This is a genomic window from Streptomyces celluloflavus (assembly GCA_000720995.1).
Lineage (GTDB): Bacteria > Actinomycetota > Actinomycetes > Streptomycetales > Streptomycetaceae > Streptomyces > Streptomyces celluloflavus.
In genome coordinates, this window is record JOEL01000005.1 from 190,996 (window position 1) to 217,608 (window position 26,613).

The following is a 26,613-nucleotide window of genomic DNA, read 5'->3' on the forward strand; positions in this document are numbered from 1 at the left end:
GGCGGGGTGTTCAGGGACCTTCGGCGGACCTGGGCCCCTCCCGGCTCGCACGAAACACCGGATGACAGGGGAACGCAGCCGTCCGCGATCCGAGGCGGACACCGGTCCGCGAAGAGCCGATCCGCCCCGGAGTCGCCCGTTCCGGCGGCTTCCGTCCCGAACCCGTCCGGCGATCAGCGGGACATGGGCCGTCGACCCCGTCGGCCCGACGCCCCTTCGAGGCCGGCCGCGATGGCGAGGAGCCGCGGCGCGCGACCTGCTGCGGGCCGATGGTCACCGCCAACGGCCCCCATCCCGAGCCGGGTTGACCACGTGGTGACCCCGGGCAGGTGTGCGGCCCGGACCTGCCGACGGCAACGCCGGGCCCGATCCGGCCCACCGCGTACGCCTCCGCACCGAGGCCGCCACCAAGTGAGCGTCGGCCGCGTGGCCGGGTGGGAGCGGGCCGGGGAGACCGCCACCGGGTGACGCCTCGGCGCCCTCATGGCTGGGGAGTTCAGGCGGAGCGCAGGCCGGACGCCTGGGCGTGCGGGGGCAGAAGCGTCGAACCGGCGAGGCGGTGGTAGGCGTACGCGGCGGAGAGCAGTGTCATGTGGTGGTGCCAGCCGGGGAAGGACCGGCCCTCGAAGTCGAGGAGACCGAAATGGGTCCCGAGATCGTGCAGGGTGGTTGCCGTCACGGTGGGCAGGCCGGTGAGGGGGAGCAGTTCGTCCATACGCCGGTTCGTCATGTTGGTGACCCACATACGGGAGAGCTGCGCCCCGGCGGGCCGCAGTTCGGTGAACAGCCGGTAGATGTGCTGGCGGCTCCCCGTGCACGGACCGGCCTGCGGCAGCCGGGCCAGGCCGCTCAGAATCCTGACGGGCCGGGTCGCTCCGTCGTGGGTGCTCACGGTGGCGGTGTGCGGGTGGCGGCCGCTGCCGCTGAGGCTGAGCAGCTGACGGGCGCCGAGCGGGGCGGCCGGCCCCGGTCCGCCGGGCTGCCGGCCTGCGGAGCGGGCGCAGGACAGGACGGGGAGGGAGTTGGGGACGGTGAGGAGGAAGTCCCGCCCGCGCTGGCTCAGCCCGAGCATCAGCGCCGCCGTATCCGTGCATTCACTCATATCCGCCACCAGCGGCGGCAGAGTCGTACGGGTGCGCGAAGCCAGTGAATCGGCCAGATCCAGGATGTGCGACCACACCTGACGGTCGTGGGCGGCGGCGTCCGGGATCCGGGCGCGCAGGCGCCGTTGCGGATCCTGGCGCCACTGGTCGGGAAGCAGGAGACGCCAGTCGACCGGAAGCTCCATTCCGCCGGTCGACAGGAACGCCCCGACGCCCACCTGGCAGTTGAGGGTGCGCCCGGATTCCTGCACGAATCTGCGGTGCACGCCGACGGAGTGCTCGCCGCGCTTGGGCAGGAGCGCCAGACCGATCGTCCATGCCTGGCCCTGCGCGCGTTGTTCGACCCACCGCAGGAGTTCCTGCCGGGCGGGTTTCCAGTTCCAGGGGCTGGCGTTGATGAACTGGTGCAGCGACTGTGAGGCCGTGGGCGAGGTGGAGATGGTGGCGGCCAGGCGGCGCACCGACTTCTTGCCCGGTGTGCTCAACAGTCCCTGCATGTAGGCGAGGGCCCAGCGGCGCTGGTCGGCCCGCGGCAGGTGCCCGAAGAGTTCCTCGACGAATGTGGCGGCAGGTACCTGGCCGTGAGGCGCCGGCAGTTGACCCGAAGCATGCGCAGCCATCGTGTGCGTTCCCTCCCCCTGGTGCCGGTCGGCGGTACGACCGGCCCGTCCAAGACTCCAGAAAATAATAGAGAACAATCTCTTTGTTTTCTGCTCCCGGGCCCCGGTGACTCCTACTTCGGCAGGTCATATGCCCCGCACACACCGCTGATCGGCCGAAACGCGACACTTCGTCAAGTCGGAGTTGTCACCCGGTCACACAGCGAGCACGCTGGCCGTCTCACCAGCCGGAATGACCGAAGGAGAACTGTTTTGGTGAATGCACGACGGGTGCGCCGACCCGCCCCGCCGTCCGCAGTGACCACCGTTTGCGACCTCCCCGCCGCGCAGGCGAGCCGTCCGAGGAACGGCCTTGCCCCGCACTTCGGAGCGCAGCCGTGGTGAGGCAGGAGCGGGCGGCCCGCACACGCGCCGCCCTGGTGCGGGCCGCAGCCGAGGAAATCGACCGCAGGGGCTACGACGGCACCTCGCTGAACAAGGTCATCAACGCGGCCGGTATCTCCATGGGCGCACTGACCTTTCACTTCTCCACCAAGAGCGAACTCGCCGACGAGGTCCAGTCGCAGGGATCCCACGCCGCCCGCACCGTGGCGGACCACGTCACGGCGGAATCCGGGCCGGCCCTACAGGCCGTCATCGACCTGACCCTCGAACTCGCCCGGCTCCTGGAAGAAGACCCCGTCGTCCGCTCGGCGGCCCGGCTCGCCCGCGAACGGCCCGGCAGCCCCGCATGGTCAGCCGCCTGGCTGCCGGCCGTCCACAGCCTGCTCGCACAGGCCCAGCGGGACGGCCAGCTCCATCCGGCCGTACTGCCCGAGACCATCGCCGCACTCGTCGTCCATCTGGTCGCCGGCACCGAGACCTACGCACGGGCACGTTCGGTCGCCACCGATACCGCGCGCGCCAGCGCCGTCGTACAACTGGGCAGGATCTGGCAGCTCGCCCTGTCCGGCATCAGCCCGCGCGAGCCGTCCGACGGGCCCCCCACACCTCGCAGCTGACCCCGGCAGCACGCACCGCAAGACGGCGCCCCTTCCGCAAACCGTGCCGTCGCCACGGCTCAGGCCGGCCCGACGCCGTGCAGCCTGTCCACCCCCGCACATGGCCGAATCTCCCCGGCGTGGACGGCGCACCGGGCACACCGTGACAGTGCCGTTCGGCCTCCGCGCGCCCTACCGGCGGCCACGGGCAGCGGCAAGGATGTGCGGACCGCAAGTGATCCAGACGACTCCGCACACCTGCGCCTCGGCCGGGTGGACATGCGGTGGAAGGGGTCCACCTTGTTGCTTCTCATCTCCCCGGACGGCGTCGAAGAGGCCCTCGACTGCGCGAAGGCGGCGGAACACCTCGACATCGTCGACGTCAAGAAACCCGACGAAGGCTCACTCGGCGCCAACTTCCCCTGGGTCATCAGGGAGATCCGTGACGCGGTCCCGGCGGACAAACCGGTATCCGCCACCGTGGGAGACGTACCGTACAAGCCCGGCACGGTGGCCCAGGCGGCGCTCGGCGCAGCCGTCTCCGGAGCCACGTACATCAAGGTCGGCCTCTACGGATGCACGACGCCCGACCAGGCCATCGACGTCATGCGAGGCGTCGTCCGGGCGGTGAAGGACTACCGGCCCGACGCATTCGTCGTCGCCTCGGGCTACGCCGACGCCCACCGGATCGGCTGCGTCAACCCGCTCGCCCTGCCCGGCATCGCGCTCCGCTCCGGCTCCGACGCGGCCATGCTCGACACCGCGGTCAAGGACGGGACACGGCTCTTCGACCACGTTCCGCCCGACGTCTGCGCGGAGTTCGTCCGGCTGGCCCACGAGGCCGACCTGCTCGCCGCCCTCGCGGGCAGCGTCAAGGTGGCAGACCTCGGCGAACTGACCCGCATCGGCACCGACATCGTCGGAGTACGCGGCGCGGTCTGCGAGGGCGGCGACCGCACCACCGGAAGGATCCAGCCACACCTGGTAGCCGCCTTCCGGGCGGAGATGGACCGCCACGCCCGGGAATACGCGGCCGCCGCCGCGAACTGACCGCCGGCATGCCGACACCCCGGCCCCGCCGCGCCCCCGGGACCCGCCACCTCGCCGTCCTCGACCCGGCGACGGGCGAGGCATTCGACGAGGCCCCCGACCAGCAGCCACCCGAACTGGACGCCGTCATCGACCGTGCCCACCAGGCATGGCGCGGCTGGCGGGCCGACCCCGCCGCCCGCACCACCGCGCTGCGCGCGGCGGCCGACGCCGTGGAGGCGGCCGGGACCGACCTCGCCCCCCTGCTCACCCGGGAACAGGGCAAACCCCTGGCCGAGTCGTACGCGGAGGTCGCCCGCACGGCGGCCCGCCTGCGCTACTTCGCCGAGCTGGACCCCGCGCCCCGGCCGGTCACGGACGGCCGGCCGGTACACAGCGAGCTCCGCTGGCGAGCGCTCGGGCCCGTCGCCGCGATCGTCCCGTGGAACTTTCCCCTCCAGCTCGCATCGGCGAAGTTCGCGCCCGCGCTCGCCGCGGGCAACACGATGGTGCTCAAGCCCTCCCCGTTCACCCCCCTCGCCACCCGGCTGCTGGGGACCGTCCTGGCCACCGCCCTCCCCGAGGACGTCCTGACGATCGTCACCGGCCGCGAACCCCTCGGCGCCCGCCTCGCCGCCCACCCCGGAATCCGCCACGTGACCTTCACCGGTTCGATCCCCACCGGACGGGCCGTCGCCAAGGCCGCGGCGGCCTCGCTCGCCCGGGTCACCCTGGAACTGGGCGGCAACGACGCCGCCATCCTGCTGGAGGACGTGGACGTGGAACGGATCGCCGACCGGCTGTTCTGGGCGGCGTTCCGCAACTGCGGACAGGTCTGCATGGCCGTCAAACGCGTCTACGCCCCGGCCCGGCTCCACTCCCACGTGGTCGAGGCCCTCGCGCAGCGCGCGAAGACCGCCGTCGTCGGAGCCGGACTCGACCCGCGCTCGCAACTGGGACCGGTCAACAACGCCCCCCAACTGGCCCGGGTCGAGCACTACACCGCCCAGGCCCTCGCGGACGGCGCACGAGCCGCGGCCGGCGGCCACCGGCCGGCGGGGCCCGGCTACTTCTTCGCCCCGACGATCCTGACCGATGTCCCGCCCGACAGCCCGGTGGTGACGCAGGAGCAATTCGGCCCGGTCCTGCCGGTCCTGCCCTACCGGACCCTCGACGAGGCCCTCGACGCGGCCAACGGCACCGGCTTCGGACTGGGCGGCTCGGTATGGGGGACCGACCTCGACCGGGCCGAGGCGGTGGCCGGCCGGCTGGAGTGCGGGACGGCATGGATCAACCACCACGCCGAACTCTCCCTCGCCCAGCCCTTCGCGGGCATCAAAGAGAGCGGCGTCGGCGTAGCGGGCGGACCCTGGGGCCTCTACCAGAACCTCAGTCCGTTCGTCGTCCACCGCCCTCAGGAGGCATGACGATGCGGTTCGGCGCGGCGGTACTGCGCTCCTACGAGAGCCGGTTCGCCATCGAGGAGGTGACCTTGAACGGGGGGCCGGCCGACGGCGAGATCCTGGTCGAGATCGCGGGCTGCGGAATGTGCCGGACCGATCTCGCGGTCCGGCACTCGGCGGGCCGCTCACCGCTGCCGGCGGTACTCGGCCACGAAGGGGCCGGCACCGTGGTCGAGACGGGCGGCCCGGCCACCGGCCTGAACGCCGGCGACCACGTCGTGCTGAGCTTCGACTCCTGCGGACACTGCCGCAACTGCCTGGGCGCGGCCCCCGCCCACTGCGACTCCTTCGCCGCGCTCAACCTCTTCGGCGGGCGCGAGGAGAACGCGGCACGGTTCACCGACGCGGCCGGCGGCGCACTGGCTCCCCGGTGGTTCGGCCAGTCCTCGTTCGCCCGGTACGCGATGGTCCCCGCCCGCAACGCCGTACGGGTCGACCCCGCACTCCCCGTCGAACTGCTCGGACCGCTCGGCTGCGGCTTCCTCACCGGCGCCGGCGCGGTCTTCCACTCCTTCGCCGCCGGCCCCGGCGACACCCTCGCGGTCTTCGGCGCGGGAGCGGTGGGCCTGGCCGCGGTGATGGCGGCCACCGCCGCCGGCGCGATGACCGTGGCCGTCGACCGGCACCCCGAACGGCTGGCCCTCGCCGAGCGGTTCGGCGCGATCCCGCTGCACGCCGCCTCGTCCGGCCTGCCCGACCGCATCCGGCACCTGACCGACGGCGGCGCACAGTACGCACTGGACACCACCGGCTCCGCCCCACTGATCAACGACGCGCTGCAGGCCCTGCGCCCGGCCGGCCACCTCGGCCTGGTGGCACGGCTCCACACCACGCTGCCGCTCCAACCGGGGGCACTGGACCGGGGCCGGAAGATCTCCCACATCTGCGAGGGCGACGCCGTACCGGGACTGCTGATTCCGCGGCTGACCGGTCTCTGGCAGGCCGGACGGTTCCCCTTCGACCAGCTGATCCGCACGTACCCGCTCGCCGACATCAACGAGGCCGAACGCGACTGCGACGCGGGCCGCGTGGTCAAACCCGTCCTGATTCCGGAGGGGAGGGGATGATGAATGAGGCGTTCAAGGTCGTTGGCTGTCCGACGGGCTTTGACGGGCTCCGGCCGGCTCCGGTCGTCCGCCTGCCGCCTGCCGCCTGCCGCCTGCCGCCTGCCGACCGCCTCCGGCGACCGGCCGCGGGCACCGTACCGCCGTGGTCGGACCCGCGGCGAACCGGCCCATGCCGAGGCGGCCGGACCGATGAACCGGAGTGTCGCGGGGCCGCAGGGCCGCGGGGCCGCGCACCATCGGATACGCCCCGCGGAACGGTCCGCCCGAAGCCGTAGCGCCGCGCGCCCACTTCACCGCACGGATCCACCGTTCCTATTCCTCCATCCCTATTCCTCCATCCGTATTCCTCCGTTCGTATCCCTCGCTGCTCGCAGTCTTTGCTCGCATCCCGCCAAGGAGGACACATGGTCGGTACAGCGCATCGGAACACCGGTGTGGAAGGTGTGGAAGGGGGTGTCGGCCTGACCGCTCTCCTGGTCGCCGCGGCACGGGCGATCGAGACCCACCGCCACGACAGCCTGGCCCAGGACATCTACGCGGAGCACTTCGTGCGCGCCGCCCCGGCGTCCGCGGGCTGGCCGGTGCGCATGCAACAGGTCCTGGACGGGGACGCGAGCCCGCTGTGGGGGCGATTCGCCCGGTACTTCGGCCTGCGGACGAGGGTCCTCGACGACTTTCTCCTCCGGTCGGCGCACGCGGAGGGCGCTCGCCAAGTGGTCCTGCTCGGGGCGGGGCTGGACGCGCGGGCGTTCCGCCTCGACTGGCCTCCCGGCTGCGTGATCTTCGAGATCGACAGGGAAGAAGTGCTGGCGTTCAAGCACAAGGTGCTCGGCGCACTGTCGGCCACCCCGAACGCGGCGCGCGTACCGATCCCGGTCGATCTGCGCGCCGACTGGGTCACCGCGCTGACCGACGCCGGCTTCGATGCGGCCGCACCGAGCGTCTGGCTGGCCGAGGGGCTGCTGCTCTACCTGCCGCCCGCCGCCGAGACGTACCTCATCGACACGGTGGACCGGCTGAGCACGGAGGGAAGCGCCCTGGCATTCGAGGTCAAGCTCGACAAGGACCTGCTGGAATGCCGCGACAGCCCGCTCTACACCTCGACGAAACAGCAGACCGGCATCGACCTGATCGCGCTGTTCGACCGCGAACCGCGCCCCGACTCCGTGGGCCATCTGGTGGGCAAGGGCTGGTCCACCTCGGTCCACACCCCCTTCGACTTCACCCGCCGGCACGGCCGCGGCCCACTGCCCGAACAGAACGACGCGCTGGCGGGCAACCGGTGGGTATTCGCGAACAAGCCCCGGGCGTAAGGCCGCCGTCGGGCGGTCCGGCATGCCCGAGCCGGCGTAGCCGCTGGGCGTCGCGGCGTTTGAAAAAGGACCGTGCCGCTAAAGGGCGGGCAGGTTCGGCACGAACGGAGGTGCGCTCGGGCCGCGCAGGGCCTTCTCGTGCTGCATCTGCGTGAGGCGGCGTACGAAGAGGATTGCGAGGATCGCGGCCACGATGTCGAGGGCGTCGGTGACCAGCACCGAGCCGAGGGCGCGCTGGATCTCTTCCGGAGTCGTGGCGCGGGCGTACTGACGGCCGGCTGCCCACCCGATGAACTCGGTCATCAGCCACAGCGCCCACCACCAGTTGAGCAGCTTTGCGCCGCGCTGGTTCTCGTCCGCGCTGGCGTTCCAGGTGTCGAGGGCGATCCGGCGCGGGAACCACAGGTTGACCACCGGGCAGATCCAGCCCCAGATCGTCCAGCCGCGCTTCTTCGCGTGGTACTCGGGGGCGAACACCTCGGCGTTGACCCGCACCCGGTGGAACCAGACGAGGAACACCACGCCGGTCGCGATCAGCGCTGCGCTCTGCACGATCCCGGCCAGCCGGTACCGCATGTCGACGCTGTCGATCTCCTGGCCGGTGACGGAGTCAAAGTCGGATATCAGCCGGTTCACCATGTCGAGCGACTGGTAATCGGCCCACACCGCGAACATGTCGGTGACGACGACTACGGCCAACAGAATCGAGACGGCCTTCGCGAGTCCGACAGGAGAGCGGAGAACGGCCCGCGGAACGGGCTGGTACCGGTTGGGCGGCGGCGGTGCGACGGGCATGTTGGACATGCGGAAATCCCCCACGGGTTCTTGGTCAATGGTGCTTGCTGCGCATCGGGCCGCCTCTCCCCGGAGTGGCCCGCGCGCAACCGGAACTTATGTGATCCACATTCGTCGCGTCCAACGCAAAAACCATGGAAAACGCCCGGGTCGGCCCAACTCTTGTGGCGGCTTTGCGAACTCACCCTGGAAAAGGGCAGTTGCCCCATGTCCTTCAGGGGCGAGTAGCCCAGGGGAGTCGGCAACGACGCCGCTACCGAGCAGTTCCGGCGCCAGGCCCGGCCGTGACCGGGAACTGCCCTGGCTATTCCCGGCGACGGTGGAGGCGGTCGCGGTGTCGGTGTCCTTTTCCGGTCGCAGGCGCCGACCGGCGAACGCCGCCTCGCCACCCGTCCCGCGGCTCCCGTTGACCGCCTACTGCTACATACGGGTTCCAGATCACATTAGGAGTCCCAGCCTGGAGTCCGCTTTGTGGCGGAATTTCGGTGGCGGGTAGCGCCGACAAATATGAAGCCCTGTCAGACGCCTTCTGGCAGGGCTTCTGCGTGCTGTGACGGCAACGTCAGCGGACCAGCGCCGCGGCGGTCGACGGCTCTGCCCCAGGAGCAGGGTGGTGGTCGAGTGCCGCAGGTCGTGGAAGCGAATGTGGCGGGGTCCAGCCTGGTCGAGGAAGTTGCGGAAGCGGCGGGTGAGGCCGGCCGGGTCGAGAGGTCTGCCAGTCGGGGCGTTGAAGACGAGGCCGCTGTCTCTCCAGGCTGCCCCTGCGGTCTCGCATGCGGCGCCTGCGTCGGAATCGTCGGCAGGACGTCCGCGCCGTCGCCTTCACCGGGCAGCAGCCCGTCGTCCACACGATCAACCACCTCACCCGGAACCTGTCCACCCCGGGCATCGCCTGCACCGGTAAGCCACCCGTGACAACACCCGTCCCCGGCATGGCAACGATTCATTCCGTCGGCGCATTCATGGGGCGTCACTGATCGACATGTGCGCTCCTGTCCGGCGTGCGAGGCTGGGCGAAGCCCAATCTCTCCGATCTCTCCCCTGAGGGGTGACCTCCCATGGGCATGAAGGACAAAGCGCAGCGGGCACGCGAACAGGCCGAGTCGAAGCTGCGCGAGGAGAGGAAGAAAGCCTCGCAGCGCTCGGGCCGCACCGGCAGCAAGAGCGAGGCCAACGACAAGGCGTGGCAGGAGAAGCTCCGCCAGCAGCAGGCCGAGCAGGACCGGCGGGACACCTTCGACGAGAACTTCGAAGTCTGAGCGTGCCCGCCGAAAGGACCACGCTCTACGGCGCGGCCCTACCCGGAGCTGCCCGGAGCCGATTCCCCCCACAGCTTCGCCGACTCGCTCCCGCAGTCCAGGCCAATTCGCCAACGGCGTCTTGCATCTCGCATCTGTCGGAGCGGGGGCGGGGCGTTTCGCCTCGTGGCTACGGGCGTATCCACCGGTAGCCACCCGGGCGACCACGCGTATCCACCCGCGTTGGCAGAAGGCCGCCCCCACCTCCGCCCCGCACCCGGACCGGTGGGCGTCACGCCCGCTGTCACACGCGCGGCGAACCTGTGAGGTCTGTGCGCCTCACAGCTCCTTTCCCCAGACTTTCTGCACGGCGTCCAGCAGCTGTCCAGCAGCCCACGGCCCGCGCCGATGTGCCGCAGCCCGTAGGCGAGGCCGGCCCGGGGCCCGCAGCGCATATGGCAATGCCGACGGCCCGGCCGCCCGGCAGCGTGATGTTCCCGTACCGGTGGTGGACCAGGTCGGCGCCTTGAAAACGGCCACCCTTCACTCAGGGACGAGACGGGCCTGCTCACGTCGGCTGCCCGCGCGATCCTCACCTCGGAGGGGCAACACGGATAACGCTCGACGTGCGTCGGCTCGCTCACGAATGACTACCGAGCCAATCCCTGACCTGCTGCGCGTACTGCGGCGCCCACTGCGGGGACCAGCGCAGGAAGTACACGTGCATGGACAGCGCGTGCAGCATGCGCGCAACGTCGACGCGTTGCTCCCAGTCGTCCGGCAGCGGGCACGCGGCGGCGTAGGCATCGAGGAAGGCGCGACGACCCGTCGGGAACGCGTCGAAGATGTGCTCGTCGAGCTTGCCGAAATCACGGAACCGGTCCCGGTAGCCGGCGTGCTCGAAGTCCAGGACGCAGGTGATCCGTCCGTGACGCACCAGGAAGTTCGGCAGCCAGAGGTCTCCGTGAGTCAGTGCCGGGACGCTCGCCGACTCGTCCAGCCGCGACAACGCCAGCGCCGTCGCGGCGCGAAGGGCGCCACTGTCGCCGAGCAAGTCGGCCTGCCCCCGGCTGAGGAGCGTATCCACCTCCGACTTGACCGAGCTCCGCAGCGTCGTGGCGCCGACGCTCCCCGGAACCTCTCCGAACCCGGCCCCCGCGATGCCGTGCAGTCGCCCGACGATGTCCCCGAGGTCGCGGCACAGCACCTCGCGCCGGTCATCGTCCACGGACTCCCACACGTCAGCCGCCGCAGCGCCCTCCTGGAACTCCTGGACGAGCACGGGCCCGTCCACGGCCGGAGCGTGCGGCACCAGGCATCGGTACCGCACCACCGGGATGCCGTGCTCGGCTGCCACGCGCGTGCTCGTCATAAGGCGCCTCAAGTGCTCCGGATCGCGGTTGCGCTGCGGCACCTTGACCAGCAGCCGGCCCTCGTCGGTATCGGCGACCCAGTGCCTGCTGCTGTAGCCCGCGGAGAGATGACGCAGCGACAGGACACGCACGCCGGGACACGCCTGCTCCAGGACGCGCCGGATCGCGGGTTCGGTATCGGTCGGCATGAGCATTCCTACTCGTTGGCGTCGAAAAGGCGTCCCACGCCTGCGTCGGCGCGGCGCCGACGGAACCTACATCAGGGCAACGGCCCTTCGGTGCGCGTTCAGCCAAGTGGGGAACGAAGAGCACGCCTGGCTGTTTTGAGGCGCCGACCGCAGTTCCGTGAAGCCCCGGGGCAGGCGAGGGAACGGCGGATCGCGCGGGCCGGCCCCGGCTACCGACGGCCCCGACGGTCGCGGACCGTGCCCCGCAGGTGCCGGGGGTGCAATCCCTGGAACCGCCTTGACATCACCCGTGCCGGAGGACCCGCCGGCTTCCTCGCCCCAAAACCGGTGCAGTCATCGACGCTCTGCACGAACGACCAGCCGGAAGCGGCCCGCCGCAGATCTCCGTTGGCATCGACGGCCAGTCCCTTGGTGTGGCGAAGCGTCTCCGACGCGACATCGCACGCCTCAGCCCGGCCACGGAGGAACTACGGCGTGACCCCGACATCAGGATCCGGTGCCCCAATCGCCCCGCTCTCGTCCATGGCGAGACGGCCCGCGACACGGCCCCGGACAGCTTCCGGGGGAGAAGCCCGCTGAGCCGGCCCGCAGCCGAAGACGGAGCTCGCCGCCTCGCGGGGCCACGCCTCCGCCCGGCAGCGGCATCCCGATCAGCGTGCCGCGGCCGGGATGAACGGGATGCCACAGCCGGACCGGACGCCGTCAGCGACGCCCGCTGACGCCGCGATACCCGACCAGCCTCGCACCGCCCCGCCGCCACCCCCCACCTCCAGCGACGGGCGGGGCCTTCGGCCGTGGAAGAGGGGACCTTTGGACAAGGAGAGGCGCAGACGGGGCGAGGAGCATGGAAACGCGCCACCCACCCCGGACGGAGTACCACCACGTGCCCCCTACACAGACCGCCGCCGTGATCCGGCGGATCGAACCCGTCGGCGCCTACCACCGGCTCACCCTCGACGCCCCCGCCGCAGCCACCGCCGACGTCCGCCCCGGCCACTTCGGAGCCCTCGCCATCGGCGGCCCCACCTCCGCCACCCTGCTGCGCCGCGCCTTCTCCATCCACCGGGCGGACCCCACCGCGGGCACGGTCGAGTTCATCTTCGCCGAGCACGGCGCCGGCACCCGCGCCCTCGCCCGGCACCATCCGGGCGACACCGTCGACCTCATCGCCCCACTCGGCACACCCTTCCCGCTGGACGGCGGACCACAGCGGGCCGTCCTGGTCGGCGGCGGATACGGCAGCGCCCCGATGGCGACCCTCGCCGAAGCCATCCTCACCCGCGGCGGACAGGTCGCCTTCGTCCTCGGCGCCGCCACCGCCGACCGGCTGTTCGGCGTCGCCGAGGCCCGTGCCCTGTCCCCGCACGTCCACGTGGTCACCGACGACGGCTCCGCGGGGGAGCGCGGCCGGGTCACCGGGCCGCTGCCCGCCGCGATGGCCGCGATCGACGCCACCGACGTGCACTCCTGCGGCCCCATGCCGATGCTGAAAGCCGTCACCACCCTCGCCGCCGCCGCGGGCGCCCGCAGCCACACCGCCGTCGAGGAGGCCATGGCCTGCGGCACCGGCCTCTGCATGAGCTGCGTTCTGCCGGTCACCGGCCCCGACGGCGTGACCCGCTTCCTGCGTTCCTGCACCTCCGGGCCGGTGTTCGACGGCACCACCGTCCGCTGGGACGACACGGGCACCCTGCCCGCCGACCTCGAAGGCGCCGCCGCGATGACCCCGTACACCCCGAAGGAGACAGACCCGGCATGAGCCCCCGGCACCCGACCGCACACAGGGACCCCATCGACCCGGCCGACATCGACATGTCGGCACCACTCGGCGCCCGGCTCACCCTCCCCAACCCCGTCCTCACCGCCTCCGGCTGCGCCGGGTACGGCCGTGAACTGCACCGCTTCACCCCGCTCCACGAACTGGGCGCCCTCACCACCAAGACCGTGATGCCGTACGCCCGCTCCGGCCGGGCCACCCCGCGGATGACCGAGACCCCGAGCGGCATGCTCAACTCCATCGGCCTCCAGGGCTCAGGCATCGACCACCTCGTCACCGACGAACTGCCCTGGCTCGCCGAGCACGGCGCCCGGGTACTGGTCTCGATCGCGGGGGAGCGCACGGAGGAGTTCGCCGAAACAGCCGCCCGGCTGGCCGGACAGCCCGGGGTGGTCGGCATCGAGGCCAACATCTCCTGCCCCAACGTCGCCGACCGCGGCCTCGTCTTCGCCTGCGACCCCGACGCCTCCTTCGCGGCAGTCCGCGCCGTCAAAGCGGCGGCCGGGCCGGACCTGCCCGTCTACGCCAAACTCACCCCGGACGTCACCCGCATCACCGACATCGCGGCCGCCTGCACCGAGGCCGGGGCGGACGGACTCTCGATGATCAACACCGTGCTCGGCATGGCCATCGACACACACACCTTCCGCCCCTCGCTCGCCGGCATCACCGGCGGCCTCTCCGGACCCGCGATCCGCCCGGTCGCGGTCCGCTGCGTATACCAGGTATACGCAGCGATGCGGAGCGGCACACTCCGGCCGGTCCCGCTGCTCGGCATGGGCGGCATCGCCTCCGCACGGGACGCGCTCGAATTCATCCTCGCCGGCGCCTCCGGAATCGCCCTCGGAACCGCCCTGTTCCGCGATCCCTCGCTGCCCCTGAAGGTCCGTGACGACCTCCGAGAGACACTCGCCCGGCACGCCATCCGCTCGCTCGCGGACGCGGTGGGGCTCGCCCATCACCAGCCCGAGGACGACTCCCGGCCACGCAGGACACCGGCATGACGCCCTGCCCGCACCGCCCCGGGGACCTGTTGAGCCGACAGGGAGCGCGGCGGCAGAGCCACACCGGGCCGTTGCCCCGATTGCAGCGCACCAGGGCATCACGAACCTGACCGACCGGACAGCGCAGGCATACGGGATCGCTCCGCACCATGCGGATGACGACCCTGATGCGGCCGTGGAGGCCGATGCCACGCAGGGCTGGCCGCTGCAGTCGACGGTCACCGTGCGCCGCAGCACGTCGTCCTCGGCGTCGTAGAAGGCGTGCCCGATCTCCAGGCGGGCCCGCTCGGTGCAGATGCCGAAGTCCTGCGCCTCCTGGTCGTTCACCTGCCGGGCCCGTGTGCCGGTGACCACCTGCACCGTGCCAGGAGGTGCGCCCGGCGCCGGCTCGACAACGCCGCCCAGCCGTGCCCGCGCCGGCCCGTCCCGCGTCTCGTCTTCCTCCTCCACGGTCACCACCGTGCCGAGCACGCCCCGGCCGCGAGGCCGCCTTGCCGGAGACCGGCCAGCGGCTGCCCCACCCTATGAGCCTCACATGGTGTCTTCGCAGGTAGAGGCGGTGCGATACGTGCCTGTCAACCACGTGCCAGGGCCTGCGGATGCCGCCCTGAACCGTCCATTTCCCGCCCGGCAAAAGAATCCGAACGGGTTAAAAAATAGGTTAAACATTAGGGTAAGCGATGTTAAGGTGACGGCGCGAAAGGAGTCCGCCCATGCCATCCGAGGAAGAGCTGTTCGCGAACATCGACGCGTTGCTGGAGGAGGGGCCGCAGCTTCCGCCCCCGGCGGAGCGCGCCCGGCTGCGTGAGGCCGCCGGCATCACCCAGGCCCGCCTCGCGCAGGCCCTGAAGTCGACCGTGCAGACGGTGAAGAACTACGAAAACGGCCGCTCCGAGCCGAAGTCACCGCGCCTGGAGGCATACCAGCGGCTGCTGGACGGATGGGCCGCGAAGTACCCCGCCCACGGAGCTTCCACCGCCCAGGCCCCCGCCCCGGCCGCCGCGCCGCAGCCCGCTCCGGCGCCGCAGATGTCCACCAGCCCGGCCGCGCCCGAGGCCACCGAGGCACAGACCATCGAGGCGCAGACCACCGCCCCGGCCCCGGCCGTCCAAGCCGCGCCCGAGCGTTTCGCCCGCCCGGCGGCGACATCGCACCGCCCGGCGAAGAAGCCTGCGAAGCCCGCGACCGACCCGCGGTTCCCGCACGGCCCGCTCGCCGTGCTGGACGGCGACGGCTCCGCGTACGGCGTCGACGGCACCGTGCTGGACTGCCCGGCCACCACCGTGCCCCAGCTGGTGGAGTGGACCCTCAAGGAGTCCGGCCTCGGTGCCGCGAAGCTCAACCGGTACGGCAAGGACAGCGACCCGCTGATCGTGCTCACCGCGGCCGCCGCGGTGAACCTCGGTCTGCCGGAGCGCCTGGAGGGCCACGAGCAGCGCCGTTCGCTGCGCCTGCCCGAGGACCACCCGGTGGTCAAGCAGGTGGCGAAGGCGAAGTGGCAGCTGACGCAGCGCGGGTTCGGACCGTGGGCGCGGATCTATCGCAAGGCACAGGGCCGCGAGCGGCAGTGCGTGCAACTGGCGATCCTGTCCTGGGACGCCCTCGACGAGCGGTCCTGGCCCGGCGTCCGTGAGATGGAGTCGGCCGAAGTCGCCCGCGTCCTCGGGGTGTACGCCCAGCGGGTCATCACCCCGCGCGGCTCCACCGCCGTCTCGGGCCTGGAGCTGATGACGGCACTGCGCCCGCCGACGAAGGCCGTACAGGACCCCGAGACCGGGAACTGGGTGTCCGGCCACAACGCCGGCAGCCTCGGCACGGAGCCGATGGACCCGGCACCGCCGGAGGCCACCCCGGAGCACCCCGTCGTCGTGAACTCCGGCTGGAGCGGCGGGTTCCTCAACGAAGAGGCATACCAGTGGGTGCGGCCGGTGGAGACGCTGTCCGATGAGGAGTGCATGCTGCCCTTCGCGGTCGGCCTGGACCTCAACACGGCGTTCCTCGCGGCCGCGGCCCGCCTGGTCGTCGGCCTGAGCGCGCCCGACCATTTCCACACCCCGAAGTTCAACCCGAAGATCCCCGGGAGCTGGCTGGCCGACCTCAGCCACATCGAGCCGGACCCGCGCCTGCCCAGCCCGTTCACGCCGGACGGCACCCGGCCGACCGGCCCGGCCTGGTACCAGACGCACACCCTCGCCTACGCCCAGGAGCTCGGGCACGACGTGCACCCGATCGAGGCGTACCTGCGCCGCGAGACCGGCGCCTACCTCGACCCGTGGCACGACCGGCTCAAAACGGCGTACGTCGACACCCTCGCCGACCTCGGCGTCACCAAGGACCTGGACGACCGCGCCTTCCTCACCGCGATGGAACAGCACAAGCAGCAGGACCCGGCCCTGGCCGCCGTCCTGTCCGCGATCAAGGCCACGGTGAAGGGCGGCATCGGCAAGCTCCGCGAACGCCCCCAGGGCAGGCACTACAAGGAGGGCGAGACGTGGCCGGCCCTCCAGCGGCCGACGTGGCGCCCCGACATCCGGGCCGCCGTCATCAGCAAGGCCCGGGTCAACATGCACCGCAAGCTCAACAACATGGCGAAGATGACGGGCCGGTACCCGCTCGCCGTGCTCTCCGACTGCGTCGTCTACCCCTCGCCGGGCCCCAGCCCGCTCGACTTCCTCCCGTACGCCGCATCCGGCAAGCCGCAGCCCGGCGGGTTCCGCCTCGGACCCACGCCCGGCCTGGCGAAGCCGGAGGGTGTCCAGTCGATGCTGTGGGCGGTTGACCTGATGGAGAAGGGCCTCAACCCGGCCCGCCACATCAAGGGCGGAGACGCCGTCCTCGACGAGGGCGAGTAGGCCATGACCGACACCGACACCGGCACCGGCACGCCCGCACCGGAGCAAACACCCAAGGAGCCGCACCCGATGAACACCACCGACACCACAGCCTCCCCGCGGTGGCCCGTCCCCTCCGCCCCACCCGTCCACGAGCCGGCCTTGTTCGCGCAGGCCATGCGTGACATGCGCCTGACCTGGCGCGCCCGCGGCGTCCTGGCCGAACTCGCCACCGGCTACCACCCCGGGCAGGAGCCGACGGTCAGCGAGCTGACCTACCTCACCCGTGACGAGCGCCTGGCCGCCGAGGGCCGCGACGCCTTCCGCAAAGCCGTCGGCGAGTTGCGCAGTCTCGGCTACCTCACGCCCGACACCACCACGGCCACGGGCGTGGGCGAGCGCCTCGTCGTCGACCTCGCCCCCGCCGCTGACGCCCACCTGATCCGCCACCCGTACGGCCACGGTGCGCACCCGGACGGGAGCTGACCGATGGGGGAGATCGAGGACGCCATCGAGCGCGCTGACCAGGAGTCGTTCACCCGGGAGCCGCCCAAGACCCTCAAAGGCCAAATCACTTACCTGATGAAGCAGCTCAAGACAACCAAGGCGGTCGCCCGGGAACTCGGAGTCAGCCAGCGGTCGGTGGAGCGCTACCTCAAGGGCGAGCGCAAGCACCCGCCCAAGGACATCGCCGACCGCATCAACTCGTCCGTGCGGTCCCGCTGGCAGCCGCAAGTCCGCAAACGCCGACGGAAGCAGGCCACCGCCACCGGCGGGATCACGGTGGAGACCCGGGCCCGGTTCGGCTACACCGCGCCGGTGGGCACGACCGACGACGGCCGGTTCCGGCGACTCACCGTGCACCTCCCCCCGGCGTACGCGCAGCGCCTGTTCGACGCCCGCGAAACCGGCGCCGGCGACCAGGAGATGCGCGGAATCATCGCCGAAGGATTTAAAGAGGTGTATTTCCAGGACGGCGGCGGCCGCGCTATAGGACTGTCGGACGTGGCAATCAACGACATTGATTACCTGGACCTGGATTACTGAACAGCAGCGAATGTGCGACCGCCGAATTCCCGGCCACCGACCGCGACAAGAGTCCGCCGAACCCGGCGACGACACCAGCCACTTCACCACCGTGGCCGGCATCAACCGCACCCTCGCCCCGCGGGACGCGGAGCCGACCGACGACGACCCCCTGCCCGAGCCGGTACTCACCGCGGCGATCCTCAACACCCCGCACTTCAGCACGCCGCGCCAAGAACCGCGCCCGGCTCGCACGGGCCCGCCACGAACGGCTGGAGCGCCACACCGAACTCGCCCCGGCCGCCGCGCAGTTCGGCAGGGGGAGCGGCCCAAGATCCCAGGGCCTACACACACACCAGTGCGATGTCGCGGCTCAGAACCCCGGGGCATCGCACTCAAGTGCGGGTAAGGGCATCCGTGACCGGATCACAGCCCGGAACACCGACCCGAAGCCCTGCATCCGGACGAAGCCGCCCACGAGATCCTTGAACGCCTCGCCTCATATCTGAACAGAATTCCTGACTCAGGAGACCAGGGCGGCCTCCGACCAGACCTGCGACCAGACCTGGTCCAGGGCGTCGACGAATCCGCGAACGTCGTCGGCGGTGTGCACGGCTCCGGGGGCGACCCGCAGGATCTCCTCGCCGACCCGCACGCTCGGCGCGTTGATCGCCTGCACATAGATCCCGTGCCGGTCGAGCAGCAGCGCGGACATCCGCTTGCACGCGTCCTCGTCCCGCACCAGGACGGACACGATGTGCGTCTGGTCCGAGATGAAGGGGATGCCGCGCTCGTTGAGCAGCCGATGCATCAGCTGCGCGTTCGACCACAGCTGGTCCCGCTCGGCCCCGGAGGACCGCAGATGCCGTACCGCGGCCAGGGCGCCGGCGGCCACGGCGGGCGGCAGCGCGGTGGTGAAGATGAAGGAGCGGGAGAACATGCGCACCGCCTCGATGACCTCGGCGGGGCCGGCAATGTAGCCGCCGGTGGTGCCGAAGCCCTTGGCCAGGGTGCCCATGACGACGGTGAAGTCGTCGGCGATGCCCTCCCGGGCCGCGATACCGGCGCCCTCCGGGCCGTACATGCCCACCGCGTGCACCTCGTCGAGGTACGTCATCGCCCCGTAGCGCTTGGCGATATCGGCGATCTCGGGCAGCGGCGCGATATCGCCGTTCATCGAGTACACGGACTCGGTCACGATGAGCTTGGGGACGTCCGGGTCGGCCGCCGCCACCAGCTCTTCCAGGTGGGCGAAGTCGTTGTGACGGAAGATCTGCTTCCGGGCGCGGCTGTGGCGCAGACCGTCGATGACGGACGCGTGGTTGAGGGCATCGGAGAAGACGACACATCCCTCCATGCGGCCGGCGATGACGGACAGCGCACCGTCGTTGGCGGTGTAGCCGGAGGTGAACAGCAGGGCGTCGTCCTTGCCGTGTAATTCGGCGAGCTCCCGCTCCAGCAGCACGTGGTAGTGGTTGGTGCCACCGATGTTCCGCGAGCCGCCGGCGCCGGCCCCGTACTTGTCGACCGCCTCCTTCATGGCTTCGAGCACCGCGGGATGCTGACCCATGCCGAGGTAGTCGTTGCTGCACCAGACGCTGATGCTGTCCGGCCCGGCCCCGTGCCCGCCGGTGCGCACACTGGCCGCGGGAAAGTTCCCGGCGAGCCGTCCGATCTCAAGGAAATCCCTCTTTCCCCCGTCGGAATTCTCGATGAGGCGCGCAAAGAGGTCCATATACTGGATCGTCACGTCTACTCGCTTCGTTCAGGCTTCCTGAGGCCACATGCAAATGCAGGCGACTGTGAATACGCGACTAACCCGCACACCTGCGGCTGGCTTCTGCTCGCCCCGGAACGAACGCGGCACTGGTGAAATCGCGCGGGGAATCACATGGCGTCGCCGTCCCCAGTTCAGAGGAAGGGCATGGAAGTAACGTCTGCATATCGTCGATCGCGGTTGACGCCCAACTTACCCAAGGTCAGCAGGTATTGAAGTCACCAAAGCGTGAACTTTAGTAATTTTCCCAATGATTTGACGGGCACTCGGAACCTGTTGCCAAGCCCTCACGGCCATGTGATCCTGCACCAACCGGCAAACCGGCCGCAAAGTGGAGTGCCGATGTCTTCGAACGAGAATTACGCCCGTCGGATCCTTGAGGCGTTGGCGTCCGTTCCCGACCGAATCGCCCTCTGGCGGGAGGACGAGAAGATCACCGCGGGCCAGCTCTCCCGGGCGGTTCTCACAGCGGCCGACGTCCTGCGCCGGCACTTCACGCAACACCACCGCTCCCCGGGCACGGCGGACAAAAACCCGGTGGTGGCGGTGCTGACCGTCACCAACAGCCCGGCGACCATCATCCTGCGCTACGCCGCCAACCTCGCCGGCGCCACCATGGTCCACCTGCACTCCACGAACGCGGTGGACCCCACCGACCAACTGGCCGCCGCCGCCCGCCAGGAGATCCTCAGCAGGACCGGGGCGACCGTCCTCGCCGTCGACAAGGAGAACGCCGACACGGCCCGCGAACTGTGCAGCCGGCTGTCCGAACCACCGCGTCTCGCCGCACTCGACGCCCTCGGCCCCGACGTGCTGGACCTCTCGGCGGGCAACCCGGACGCCTTCGTCCTCGACGAGACCGAGGCCGACCCCGACCAGCCGGCCGTGGTGCTCTGCACCAGCGGCACCGGCGGCAGCCCCAAGGCCGTCGCGATGTCCTACCGCGTCCGCAGCCTCCACCTCCAGGTGAACCTGGGCCTCCAGTCCCCGGAACCCCTCGTCTACCTGTCGACCCTGCCCGTGAGCAACTCCAGCGGCTCCGTCGTCGACGTCACCCTCGCCTCGGGCGGAACGGTCATCCTGCACGACGGATTTGAGGCGGGCGAAGTACTGCGGGCCGTGGACCGCCACCGCGTCTCCACCCTCGCACTCACCCCGCCGCAGCTGTACATGCTGATCGACCACCCCGACACCGCCACCACCGACCGGTCGAGCATCAGGACCCTCACCTACGTCGGCTCTCCCGCGGCCCCCGCCCGGCTCGCCGAGGCGGTCGAGGTCTTCGGACCGGTGCTGCTCCAGCTCTACGGGACCACGGAGGCCAGCCCCATCAGCATCCTGACCCCGCAGGACCACTTCGACCCGGAGCTGCGCCGGACCGTCGGCCGTCCGGCCACGGAGGTACGCATCCGCGACCTGGACGACGGCCGTGACCTCCCGCCCGGCGAGATCGGCGAGGTCTGCGTACGGAGCCCCTCCACCATGCTCGGCTACTGGGGCGAACCGGAGCTGACTGCCGAGACCGTCCGCGACGGCTGGGTGCACACCGGCGACCTCGGCTCCCTCGACGAGAAGGGCTTCCTGCGCCTGCACGGCCGCACGGGCGAGGTGATGAAGACCAACGGCATCAAGGTCCACCCCACCGACGTGGAGAACGCGCTGCTGACCCACCCGGAGATCGCCCAGGCCGCGGTGTACTGCGTGGTCGACGACGATCGCGTGGAGCACATCCACGCCGCCGTCGTGGCACGGCCGGGCGGCACCGCCGACCCCGACGCACTGATCGGCCACGTCGCCGCCGAGCTGTCCCCGAAGCACGTACCGGCCGTGGTGACGTTCCACGACGCGCTGCCCCTCACCGGTACCGGCAAGCCCGACAAACGGGCGCTGGCCGCACGGCGCAGCGGTGCGGCATGACACTGACCGCCGCGTCCGTACTGGCGGAGTCCGCCGAGCGGCGCCCCGACCACCCCGCGCTCGTCCACGGCTCCGAACGGATCACCTACGCCGAACTCTGGCACGCCACCCGCCGGTACGCGACGGTGCTGCGGGACCACGATGTGCGCCCCGGCGACCGGATCGCCCTGCTGCTGCCGAACACACCGCACTTCCCGATGGCGTACTACGGCGTGCTGGCGCTCGGCGCCGTGGCGGTTCCGGTGCACGGCCTGCTGCGCGCCGACGAGATCGTCCACGTGCTGGCCGACTCCCAGGCGAAGGCCCTGGTATGCGCGGCGCCGATGCTGACCGAGGGGGCCAAGGCGGCCGAGACGGCCGGAGTCCCGCTGCTCACCGTCATGCTGGCGGACGACGACGGCCCGCCCCGTCTCGACGCGCTCGCCGAACGGGCGGAGCCCCTGGACCGCCTGGTACCGCGCGAGCCCCAGGACCTGGCCCTGGTGCTGTACACCTCGGGCACCACCGGCCGGCCCAAAGGCGCGATGATCACCCAGCTCAATCTGGTGATGAACGTCAGCACCACCATGCGCTCGCCCTTCGACCTCGGCCCCGACGACGTGCTGCTCGGCTGCCTGCCGCTCTTCCACACCTTCGGCCAGACCTGCGGCATGAGCGCCTGCTTCCTGGCCGGCGGCACCCTGGTCCTCATGAACCGCTTCGACGGCCCCGGCGCACTCGACCTCATGGTCACCGAGGGCTGCACCGTGTTCATGGGCGTCCCGACCATGTACCTGGCCCTCCTCGAAGCCGCCGGCAACGACGACCGCCGCCCCGCCCTCGACCGCGCCTTCTCCGGCGGTTCGGCGCTGCCGGTCAAGGTGCTGAACGACTTCCAGGAGGTCTACGGCTGCCCGATCTACGAGGGATACGGCCTCACGGAGACCTCACCGGTGGTGGCGTACAACCAGAAGGCGTGGCCACGCAAACCCGGCACCGTCGGACACACCATCTGGGGCGTGGAAGCGGAGATCGCCGCCGCCGACATCGAGGACCGCATCGAACTGCTGCCGGCCGGGGAGACCGGGGAGATCGTCATACGCGGCCACAACGTCATGGCCGGCTACCTCAACCAGCCGGAAGCCACCGCGGCCGCCCTGGTGGACGGCTGGTTCCGCTCGGGCGATCTGGGAACGAAGGACGCCGACGGCTGCCTGACCATCGTCGACCGCAAAAAGGACATGGTGCTGCGCGGCGGCTACAACGTCTATCCGCGCGAGGTCGAGGACGTACTGATGCACCACCCGGCCATCGCCCAGGTGGCCGTCATCGGCATCCCCGACGACAAGTACGGCGAAGAGGTGTGCGCCGTGGTACGGACACGGCCGGGCACGGACCTCGCCGCCCTGGCCCCGGACATCGTGGCCTGGAGCAGACAGCGGCTCGCCGCCCACAAGTACCCGCGCCTGGTGGAATTCGTCGACGACTTCCCCCTCGGACCGAGCGGCAAAATACTGAAGCGGGAACTCACCGCCCGCCTCACCGCCCGCCGCTGACCCGGCGCACGCCCCTACGACCGGGCACGGGCGCCCTCCCCGGCCCGGACCCGGAAGCAGGTCCGACCGCTCCGCCGAAGCACCGCGCGCCCGCGACGGCGACACCACCCACCTGGCCGAGAAGCACGACGGCCACGGCTCCGGGAACGCACGGAGCCACACCGACACCTGCGAAACCGTCACGCCTCCTTCGGCAGCGCGCGCAGAGTCGTCTGCGCCTTGAGGAGCATCTCCTCGTACTCGGCCTCCGGATCGGAACCGAGGACGATGGCACCCCCCGCGCCGATGGTCAGTTCACCGCCGTGACGGACAGCGGTGCGGATGGTGATGCTCAGATCCGCCGTGCCCGTATAGCCGACGAACCCGATGGCACCGGAGTAGACACCACGGGCCTCACCCTCCAACTCGTCGATGATCTCCATGGTGCGCAGCTTCGGCGCCCCCGTCATGGACCCGCCGGGGAAACAGGCCCGGACCGCGTCCACGGCGGAACTGCCCTCGCGCAAAGTGCCGGTGACGGTGGAGACGAGCTGGTGCACGGTGGCATAGGACTCCACCGCCATCAGCGAGGGAACGGTGACGGTGCCGATCTCGCATATCTGCCCGAGGTCGTTGCGGAGCAGGTCCACGATCATCAGGTTCTCGGCACGCGACTTGGGATCCGTACGCAGGGCGCGGCGCGTGGCCTCGTCGGTGTCCGGATCCGGGTGCCGGGGCGCCGTGCCCTTGATCGGCTTCGCCTCCACCGTGCGGGTGGCGTCCACCTTGAGGAACCGCTCGGGCGACGAGCTGAACACCGCGAGATCGCCCAGCCGCAGCAGCGCCGCGTAGGGCGCGGGGTTGAGCCGCCGCAGGCGCCGGTAGTAGGCGAGGTCGTCAGCCGGCGCGGGCAGATGCAGATTGGTGGTGAGGCAGATCTCGTAGCTCACCCCCTCGCGCAGCCTGCGGTCGCACTCCCGGATGTCCGCCAGATACTGCGCGCGCGGGCGGGCCAGCCACGCCGCGGCATCGTGCTGCTCGGCGAGCGGCGGGGCGGTGGCATCCGCGTGCGCGGCGGGGAGTTCGGCCAGGACGGGGACGACCGTCCTGATCCACTTCTGCGCGGCGTCGGCGTCCCGCTGCTCGCAGACGGCGACGACATACGTACGGTCCTCGGCGTGATCCACGGCGATGAAGCGGTCGGCCTGCAGCCACACGGCGTCCGGCGCCTTCGACGGGTGGGCGCGCCGGGCACCGAGGTCGGCCTTCAGCTCGTAGCCGAAATAGCCGACGTAACCGCCGGTGAAGTCGAAGGGCAGCTCCCCGGCGCCCTCGACCACGCGGCCGGTACGGCGGTCGAGCGCGTCGAAGACGCTGCCGTCCTCCCGGCGCGAGGTGCCGTCGGGGTGGTCCACGACGGTGTGCCCGTCCTCGACGCGGTAGGCCAGCATCTCCGCGCCCGGCTCATCGGCGGCTCCGAAGAACGAGAAGCGGGCCAGACCGGGTTCCACATGCGAACTGTCGAGCCAGAAGGCCCGGGTGCTCGTCCCGTACAGCGCCAGGTACGCGGCCTCCGCGTCCACGGCCCGGTCCAGGACGTCGTACTCCGCGCGCAGCCGCGGCCCTGACGCCTCCGGCGCCGCGACCGGTACGGGCCCGGCGCCGGCCCGGCCCGCGTACGGACCCGTGCCGCTGCCGCGGCCCGCCGGCGCCAGGTCCCGGAAGTTGGCCACGAGACGGGCGCCATGCTCCGTGCATATCGACTCCGGGTGGAACTGCACGCCCCACCAGGGCCGTTCGCGATGGGCCAGGCCCATGATCACGCCGTCCTCGGCGCGCGCGGTGACCTCCAGATGCGCGGGCACGGGTTCGGCGACGCTCAGGGAGTGGTAGCGCACGGCGGTGAAATCCTGCGGGATACCGGCGAAGAGACCCGTACCGCTGTGCCGGATCGTGGACAGGTAGCCGTGCCGGGGCTCCGGCGCGGGCACGACCTGCGCGCCCGCCAGCAGACCCACACCCTGGTGCCCCAGGCACACCCCCAGGACCGGCAGCCCGGAGTTCTCCAGAACGTCGCGGGAGCGGCCGAAGTCGCGGGGGAGCGCCGGATGGCCGGGGCCCGGGGAGATGACCGCCGCGTCGAAGCCGTGCGGATCGAACCGGTCCCAGTCCTCGACGTCGTTGCGTACGACGACGGGAGCGACGCCGAGCACCTTCGCCAGCAACTGATGCAGGTTGTAGGTGTAGGAGTCGTAGTTGTCGACGAGCAGGACGCGCATGGGTCAGCACCTTGGGTGGGGTAGTGGTCAGGAGGTTCGGGACGACACCGTTGACCAGTCGAAGGGGAGGGTGTCCAGGACGTCCAGCTCCTGGCAGAGCTGCCGCAACCCGCTGAAGTCCTGGAGGAGCCGCTTACCGCCGGAGGCGCCGCCGACATCCCGCAGCATCTCCTCGCCCCCCTCCACGCCGAGCAGGTCCAGGATCCTCGCCCAGGTCGTGAAGTCGTGCGTGGCGAAGGCTTCCATCCCGTCGGCCAGCGCAGCGAGGAAGTAGTCGCGCTGCCCGGCGGAGAAGTGCTGCCACGCCTCCTGGGCGAGGGTGTCCGCGATCGAGGCGTGGCAGTACTCGTCACGCTGGTGCAGGACCGCCGTCATACGGTTCACCGGCTGGATCCCGTGGTTCTCGGCGACGAGGTCCAGGTGGGCGTTGACCGAGATCTCCGCGACCGTGGTGAACGCGAGCGAGACCAGGGCCCGCTCCTCGTCCGTCCCGGCCGTGGCGAGCCGGTGCGCCTGCCTGCGCGCCTTGTACGCCAAGGGCAGCGCCGACTCCGGCATCCGCCAGCCGCGCTTGCGGCGCGTCACGGCACTGGCGTTGAGGTGCATCAGCGTGTGGTACTGCTCGTCGACCATGGCCTGGGTGACCGCGATCGTCATGGCCTCGCTGTCGATACCCGTGTCGAAGACGTCCTGCGTGACCAGGGCGAAACCCGGGTTCACCACATACTGCTCGATGTCCATGATGTTCTTGTTGAACGAGATCCAGCCCCAGGCGAGAACGCGCGCCTTCATCGCGTCGTCGAGCGCGAGATAGGTGGGGTGCTCGCGGAACGGCAGCAGGCTCTCGGGGAAGTCCGGCCGGTCCAGCTCGAAGAGGTCGTCCAGGTTCGGCTCCTCCTGCTTGACCGTGGCACGCCGGTGCCAGTTGCCGGCGAGCCTGCTCAGGACGGCGTTCTCCACCGCATCGTGCGGATCGTGCTCCGGAGACGACCGCAGCCGCCGCGCCACGGTGAACGCACCGGGATCAGCTTCGTTGGGTATGTCATTCATGGCGACCTCGGTCCAGGTCAGAGCCGCCCGGCGCGCCTGGCGCCGGCCTTGGGCCTGCGGAATTCGATTTCCACGCCGAGCCCGCGGTGCGGCGGCACCACACCGGCCCGGGTCTCGGCGAGGGCGTTCTCGATGGACAGGTGCCGCACCGCCGGCCGGGCGCGCCGAAGACTCAGCCGGCGGTCGAAGGGCAAGCGGGGGCGGCACGGACGGAAGCGGCCAAAAAGCGCGAAGTCCGCGGAACAGCGGCTGTCCGGCAGCGAAGTACG

Annotated in this window: 20 protein-coding genes; 13 read left to right on the forward strand and 7 right to left on the reverse strand. The window is 70.9% G+C overall.

All coding sequences use genetic code 11. The features are described from left to right. Window positions 1–496: 496 nt before the first annotated feature. On the reverse strand, window positions 497–1,723 hold the full coding sequence (locus IH09_RS07525; protein WP_052855304.1) for an IS701 family transposase: 1,227 nt from the start codon (window positions 1,721–1,723) through the stop codon (window positions 497–499). Between the two features lie 377 nt (window positions 1,724–2,100). Between IH09_RS07525 and IH09_RS07530 the strand changes: the two genes are divergently transcribed. The 5 genes from IH09_RS07530 (at window position 2,101) to IH09_RS07550 (ending at window position 7,575) form a co-directional block, all read left to right on the forward strand. Then, complete coding sequence (locus tag IH09_RS07530; RefSeq protein WP_052855305.1) at window positions 2,101–2,724, forward strand: ScbR family autoregulator-binding transcription factor; 624 nt, start codon at window positions 2,101–2,103, stop codon at window positions 2,722–2,724. A 279-nt stretch (window positions 2,725–3,003) separates the two neighbouring features. Beyond that, complete coding sequence (locus IH09_RS07535) at window positions 3,004–3,753, forward strand: (5-formylfuran-3-yl)methyl phosphate synthase (protein ID WP_052855345.1); 750 nt, start codon at window positions 3,004–3,006, stop codon at window positions 3,751–3,753. 8 nt (window positions 3,754–3,761) lie between these two features. Next, window positions 3,762–5,159: an aldehyde dehydrogenase family protein gene (locus IH09_RS07540; RefSeq protein ID WP_052855306.1), complete on the forward strand. Its 1,398-nt coding sequence runs from the start codon at window positions 3,762–3,764 to the stop codon at window positions 5,157–5,159. Window positions 5,160–5,161: 2 nt separating this feature from the next. After that, window positions 5,162–6,262, forward strand: coding sequence for an NAD(P)-dependent alcohol dehydrogenase (locus IH09_RS07545; protein ID WP_052855307.1), 1,101 nt, complete (start codon window positions 5,162–5,164; stop codon window positions 6,260–6,262). Between the two features lie 404 nt (window positions 6,263–6,666). Further along, window positions 6,667–7,575: a class I SAM-dependent methyltransferase gene (locus IH09_RS07550; protein ID WP_052855308.1), complete on the forward strand. Its 909-nt coding sequence runs from the start codon at window positions 6,667–6,669 to the stop codon at window positions 7,573–7,575. 78 nt (window positions 7,576–7,653) lie between these two features. On the opposite strand, the gene IH09_RS07555 is transcribed toward IH09_RS07550, so the two are convergent. Beyond that, window positions 7,654–8,379: a DUF4328 domain-containing protein gene (locus tag IH09_RS07555; protein WP_240151053.1), complete on the reverse strand. Its 726-nt coding sequence runs from the start codon at window positions 8,377–8,379 to the stop codon at window positions 7,654–7,656. A gap of 1,049 nt (window positions 8,380–9,428) precedes the next feature. On the opposite strand from IH09_RS07555, the gene IH09_RS07560 reads away from it, so the two are divergent. After that, on the forward strand, window positions 9,429–9,629 hold the full coding sequence (locus IH09_RS07560) for a hypothetical protein (protein WP_052855309.1): 201 nt from the start codon (window positions 9,429–9,431) through the stop codon (window positions 9,627–9,629). A gap of 619 nt (window positions 9,630–10,248) precedes the next feature. Here the strand turns inward: IH09_RS07560 and IH09_RS07565 are convergent. Beyond that, window positions 10,249–11,169: a phosphotransferase family protein gene (locus IH09_RS07565; RefSeq protein ID WP_190233232.1), complete on the reverse strand. Its 921-nt coding sequence runs from the start codon at window positions 11,167–11,169 to the stop codon at window positions 10,249–10,251. Between the two features lie 883 nt (window positions 11,170–12,052). On the opposite strand from IH09_RS07565, the gene IH09_RS07570 reads away from it, so the two are divergent. The 5 genes from IH09_RS07570 (at window position 12,053) to tpg (ending at window position 17,828) form a co-directional block, all read left to right on the forward strand. Then, entirely contained in the window at window positions 12,053–12,928 is an 876-nt protein-coding gene (locus tag IH09_RS07570) for a dihydroorotate dehydrogenase electron transfer subunit (protein WP_052855311.1), read from the forward strand. Further along, on the forward strand, window positions 12,925–13,950 hold the full coding sequence (locus IH09_RS07575) for a dihydroorotate dehydrogenase (RefSeq protein ID WP_110952131.1): 1,026 nt from the start codon (window positions 12,925–12,927) through the stop codon (window positions 13,948–13,950). The genes IH09_RS07570 and IH09_RS07575 overlap by 4 nt, the downstream gene beginning before the upstream one ends. A 713-nt stretch (window positions 13,951–14,663) precedes the next feature. Next, a complete protein-coding gene (gene tap, locus IH09_RS07580; protein WP_052855312.1) occupies window positions 14,664–16,802 on the forward strand; it encodes a telomere-associated protein Tap in 2,139 nt (712 codons plus the stop codon). 3 nt (window positions 16,803–16,805) lie between these two features. Next, window positions 16,806–17,267 (forward strand): hypothetical protein, encoded by a 462-nt coding sequence (locus tag IH09_RS07585; RefSeq protein WP_240151054.1) that lies wholly within the window; start codon window positions 16,806–16,808, stop codon window positions 17,265–17,267. A 3-nt stretch (window positions 17,268–17,270) separates the two neighbouring features. Continuing rightward, on the forward strand, window positions 17,271–17,828 hold the full coding sequence (gene tpg / locus IH09_RS07590; RefSeq protein ID WP_052855313.1) for a telomere-protecting terminal protein Tpg: 558 nt from the start codon (window positions 17,271–17,273) through the stop codon (window positions 17,826–17,828). 502 nt (window positions 17,829–18,330) lie between these two features. Here the strand turns inward: tpg and hemA are convergent. Continuing rightward, the gene (gene hemA, locus IH09_RS07595) at window positions 18,331–19,542 is read right to left on the reverse strand and encodes a 5-aminolevulinate synthase (protein WP_052855349.1); all 1,212 of its coding nucleotides are present in this window, start codon (window positions 19,540–19,542) and stop codon (window positions 18,331–18,333) included. A 384-nt stretch (window positions 19,543–19,926) separates the two neighbouring features. Between hemA and IH09_RS07600 the strand changes: the two genes are divergently transcribed. Both IH09_RS07600 and IH09_RS07605 read left to right on the forward strand, forming a co-directional pair. Further along, complete coding sequence (locus IH09_RS07600) at window positions 19,927–21,501, forward strand: class I adenylate-forming enzyme family protein (RefSeq protein WP_052855314.1); 1,575 nt, start codon at window positions 19,927–19,929, stop codon at window positions 21,499–21,501. Beyond that, window positions 21,498–23,036, forward strand: a complete 1,539-nt coding sequence (locus tag IH09_RS07605) for a long-chain-fatty-acid--CoA ligase (RefSeq protein ID WP_052855315.1) — start codon at window positions 21,498–21,500, stop codon at window positions 23,034–23,036. The genes IH09_RS07600 and IH09_RS07605 overlap by 4 nt, the downstream gene beginning before the upstream one ends. A 179-nt stretch (window positions 23,037–23,215) precedes the next feature. Here IH09_RS07605 and pabB read toward each other — a convergent pair whose 3' ends face one another. Genes pabB through IH09_RS38840 form a run of 3 tightly spaced genes read right to left on the reverse strand, consistent with a single transcriptional unit; the run spans window position 23,216 to window position 26,538 of the window. Next, window positions 23,216–25,294: an aminodeoxychorismate synthase component I gene (gene pabB / locus IH09_RS07610; RefSeq protein ID WP_052855316.1), complete on the reverse strand. Its 2,079-nt coding sequence runs from the start codon at window positions 25,292–25,294 to the stop codon at window positions 23,216–23,218. 27 nt (window positions 25,295–25,321) lie between these two features. Continuing rightward, a complete protein-coding gene (locus IH09_RS07615) occupies window positions 25,322–26,344 on the reverse strand; it encodes an AurF N-oxygenase family protein (RefSeq protein WP_052855317.1) in 1,023 nt (340 codons plus the stop codon). 17 nt (window positions 26,345–26,361) lie between these two features. After that, entirely contained in the window at window positions 26,362–26,538 is a 177-nt protein-coding gene (locus tag IH09_RS38840) for a hypothetical protein (RefSeq protein WP_172450376.1), read from the reverse strand. Window positions 26,539–26,613: the final 75 nt, after the last annotated feature.

Coding starts and splice junctions, on each gene's coding strand:
- IH09_RS07525 (WP_052855304.1), bottom strand. CDS start 1,723: ATGGCTGCGCATGCTTCGGGTCAACTGCCGGCGCCTCACGGCCAGGTA.
- IH09_RS07540 (WP_052855306.1), top strand. CDS start 3,762: ATGCCGACACCCCGGCCCCGCCGCGCCCCCGGGACCCGCCACCTCGCC.
- IH09_RS07545 (WP_052855307.1), top strand. CDS start 5,162: ATGCGGTTCGGCGCGGCGGTACTGCGCTCCTACGAGAGCCGGTTCGCC.
- IH09_RS07550 (WP_052855308.1), top strand. CDS start 6,667: ATGGTCGGTACAGCGCATCGGAACACCGGTGTGGAAGGTGTGGAAGGG.
- IH09_RS07555 (WP_240151053.1), bottom strand. CDS start 8,379: ATGTCCAACATGCCCGTCGCACCGCCGCCGCCCAACCGGTACCAGCCC.
- IH09_RS07560 (WP_052855309.1), top strand. CDS start 9,429: ATGGGCATGAAGGACAAAGCGCAGCGGGCACGCGAACAGGCCGAGTCG.
- IH09_RS07565 (WP_190233232.1), bottom strand. CDS start 11,169: ATGCCGACCGATACCGAACCCGCGATCCGGCGCGTCCTGGAGCAGGCG.
- IH09_RS07575 (WP_110952131.1), top strand. CDS start 12,925: ATGAGCCCCCGGCACCCGACCGCACACAGGGACCCCATCGACCCGGCC.
- tap (WP_052855312.1), top strand. CDS start 14,664: ATGCCATCCGAGGAAGAGCTGTTCGCGAACATCGACGCGTTGCTGGAG.
- IH09_RS07585 (WP_240151054.1), top strand. CDS start 16,806: ATGACCGACACCGACACCGGCACCGGCACGCCCGCACCGGAGCAAACA.
- tpg (WP_052855313.1), top strand. CDS start 17,271: ATGGGGGAGATCGAGGACGCCATCGAGCGCGCTGACCAGGAGTCGTTC.
- hemA (WP_052855349.1), bottom strand. CDS start 19,542: ATGGACCTCTTTGCGCGCCTCATCGAGAATTCCGACGGGGGAAAGAGG.
- IH09_RS07600 (WP_052855314.1), top strand. CDS start 19,927: ATGTCTTCGAACGAGAATTACGCCCGTCGGATCCTTGAGGCGTTGGCG.
- IH09_RS07605 (WP_052855315.1), top strand. CDS start 21,498: ATGACACTGACCGCCGCGTCCGTACTGGCGGAGTCCGCCGAGCGGCGC.
- pabB (WP_052855316.1), bottom strand. CDS start 25,294: ATGCGCGTCCTGCTCGTCGACAACTACGACTCCTACACCTACAACCTG.
- IH09_RS07615 (WP_052855317.1), bottom strand. CDS start 26,344: ATGAATGACATACCCAACGAAGCTGATCCCGGTGCGTTCACCGTGGCG.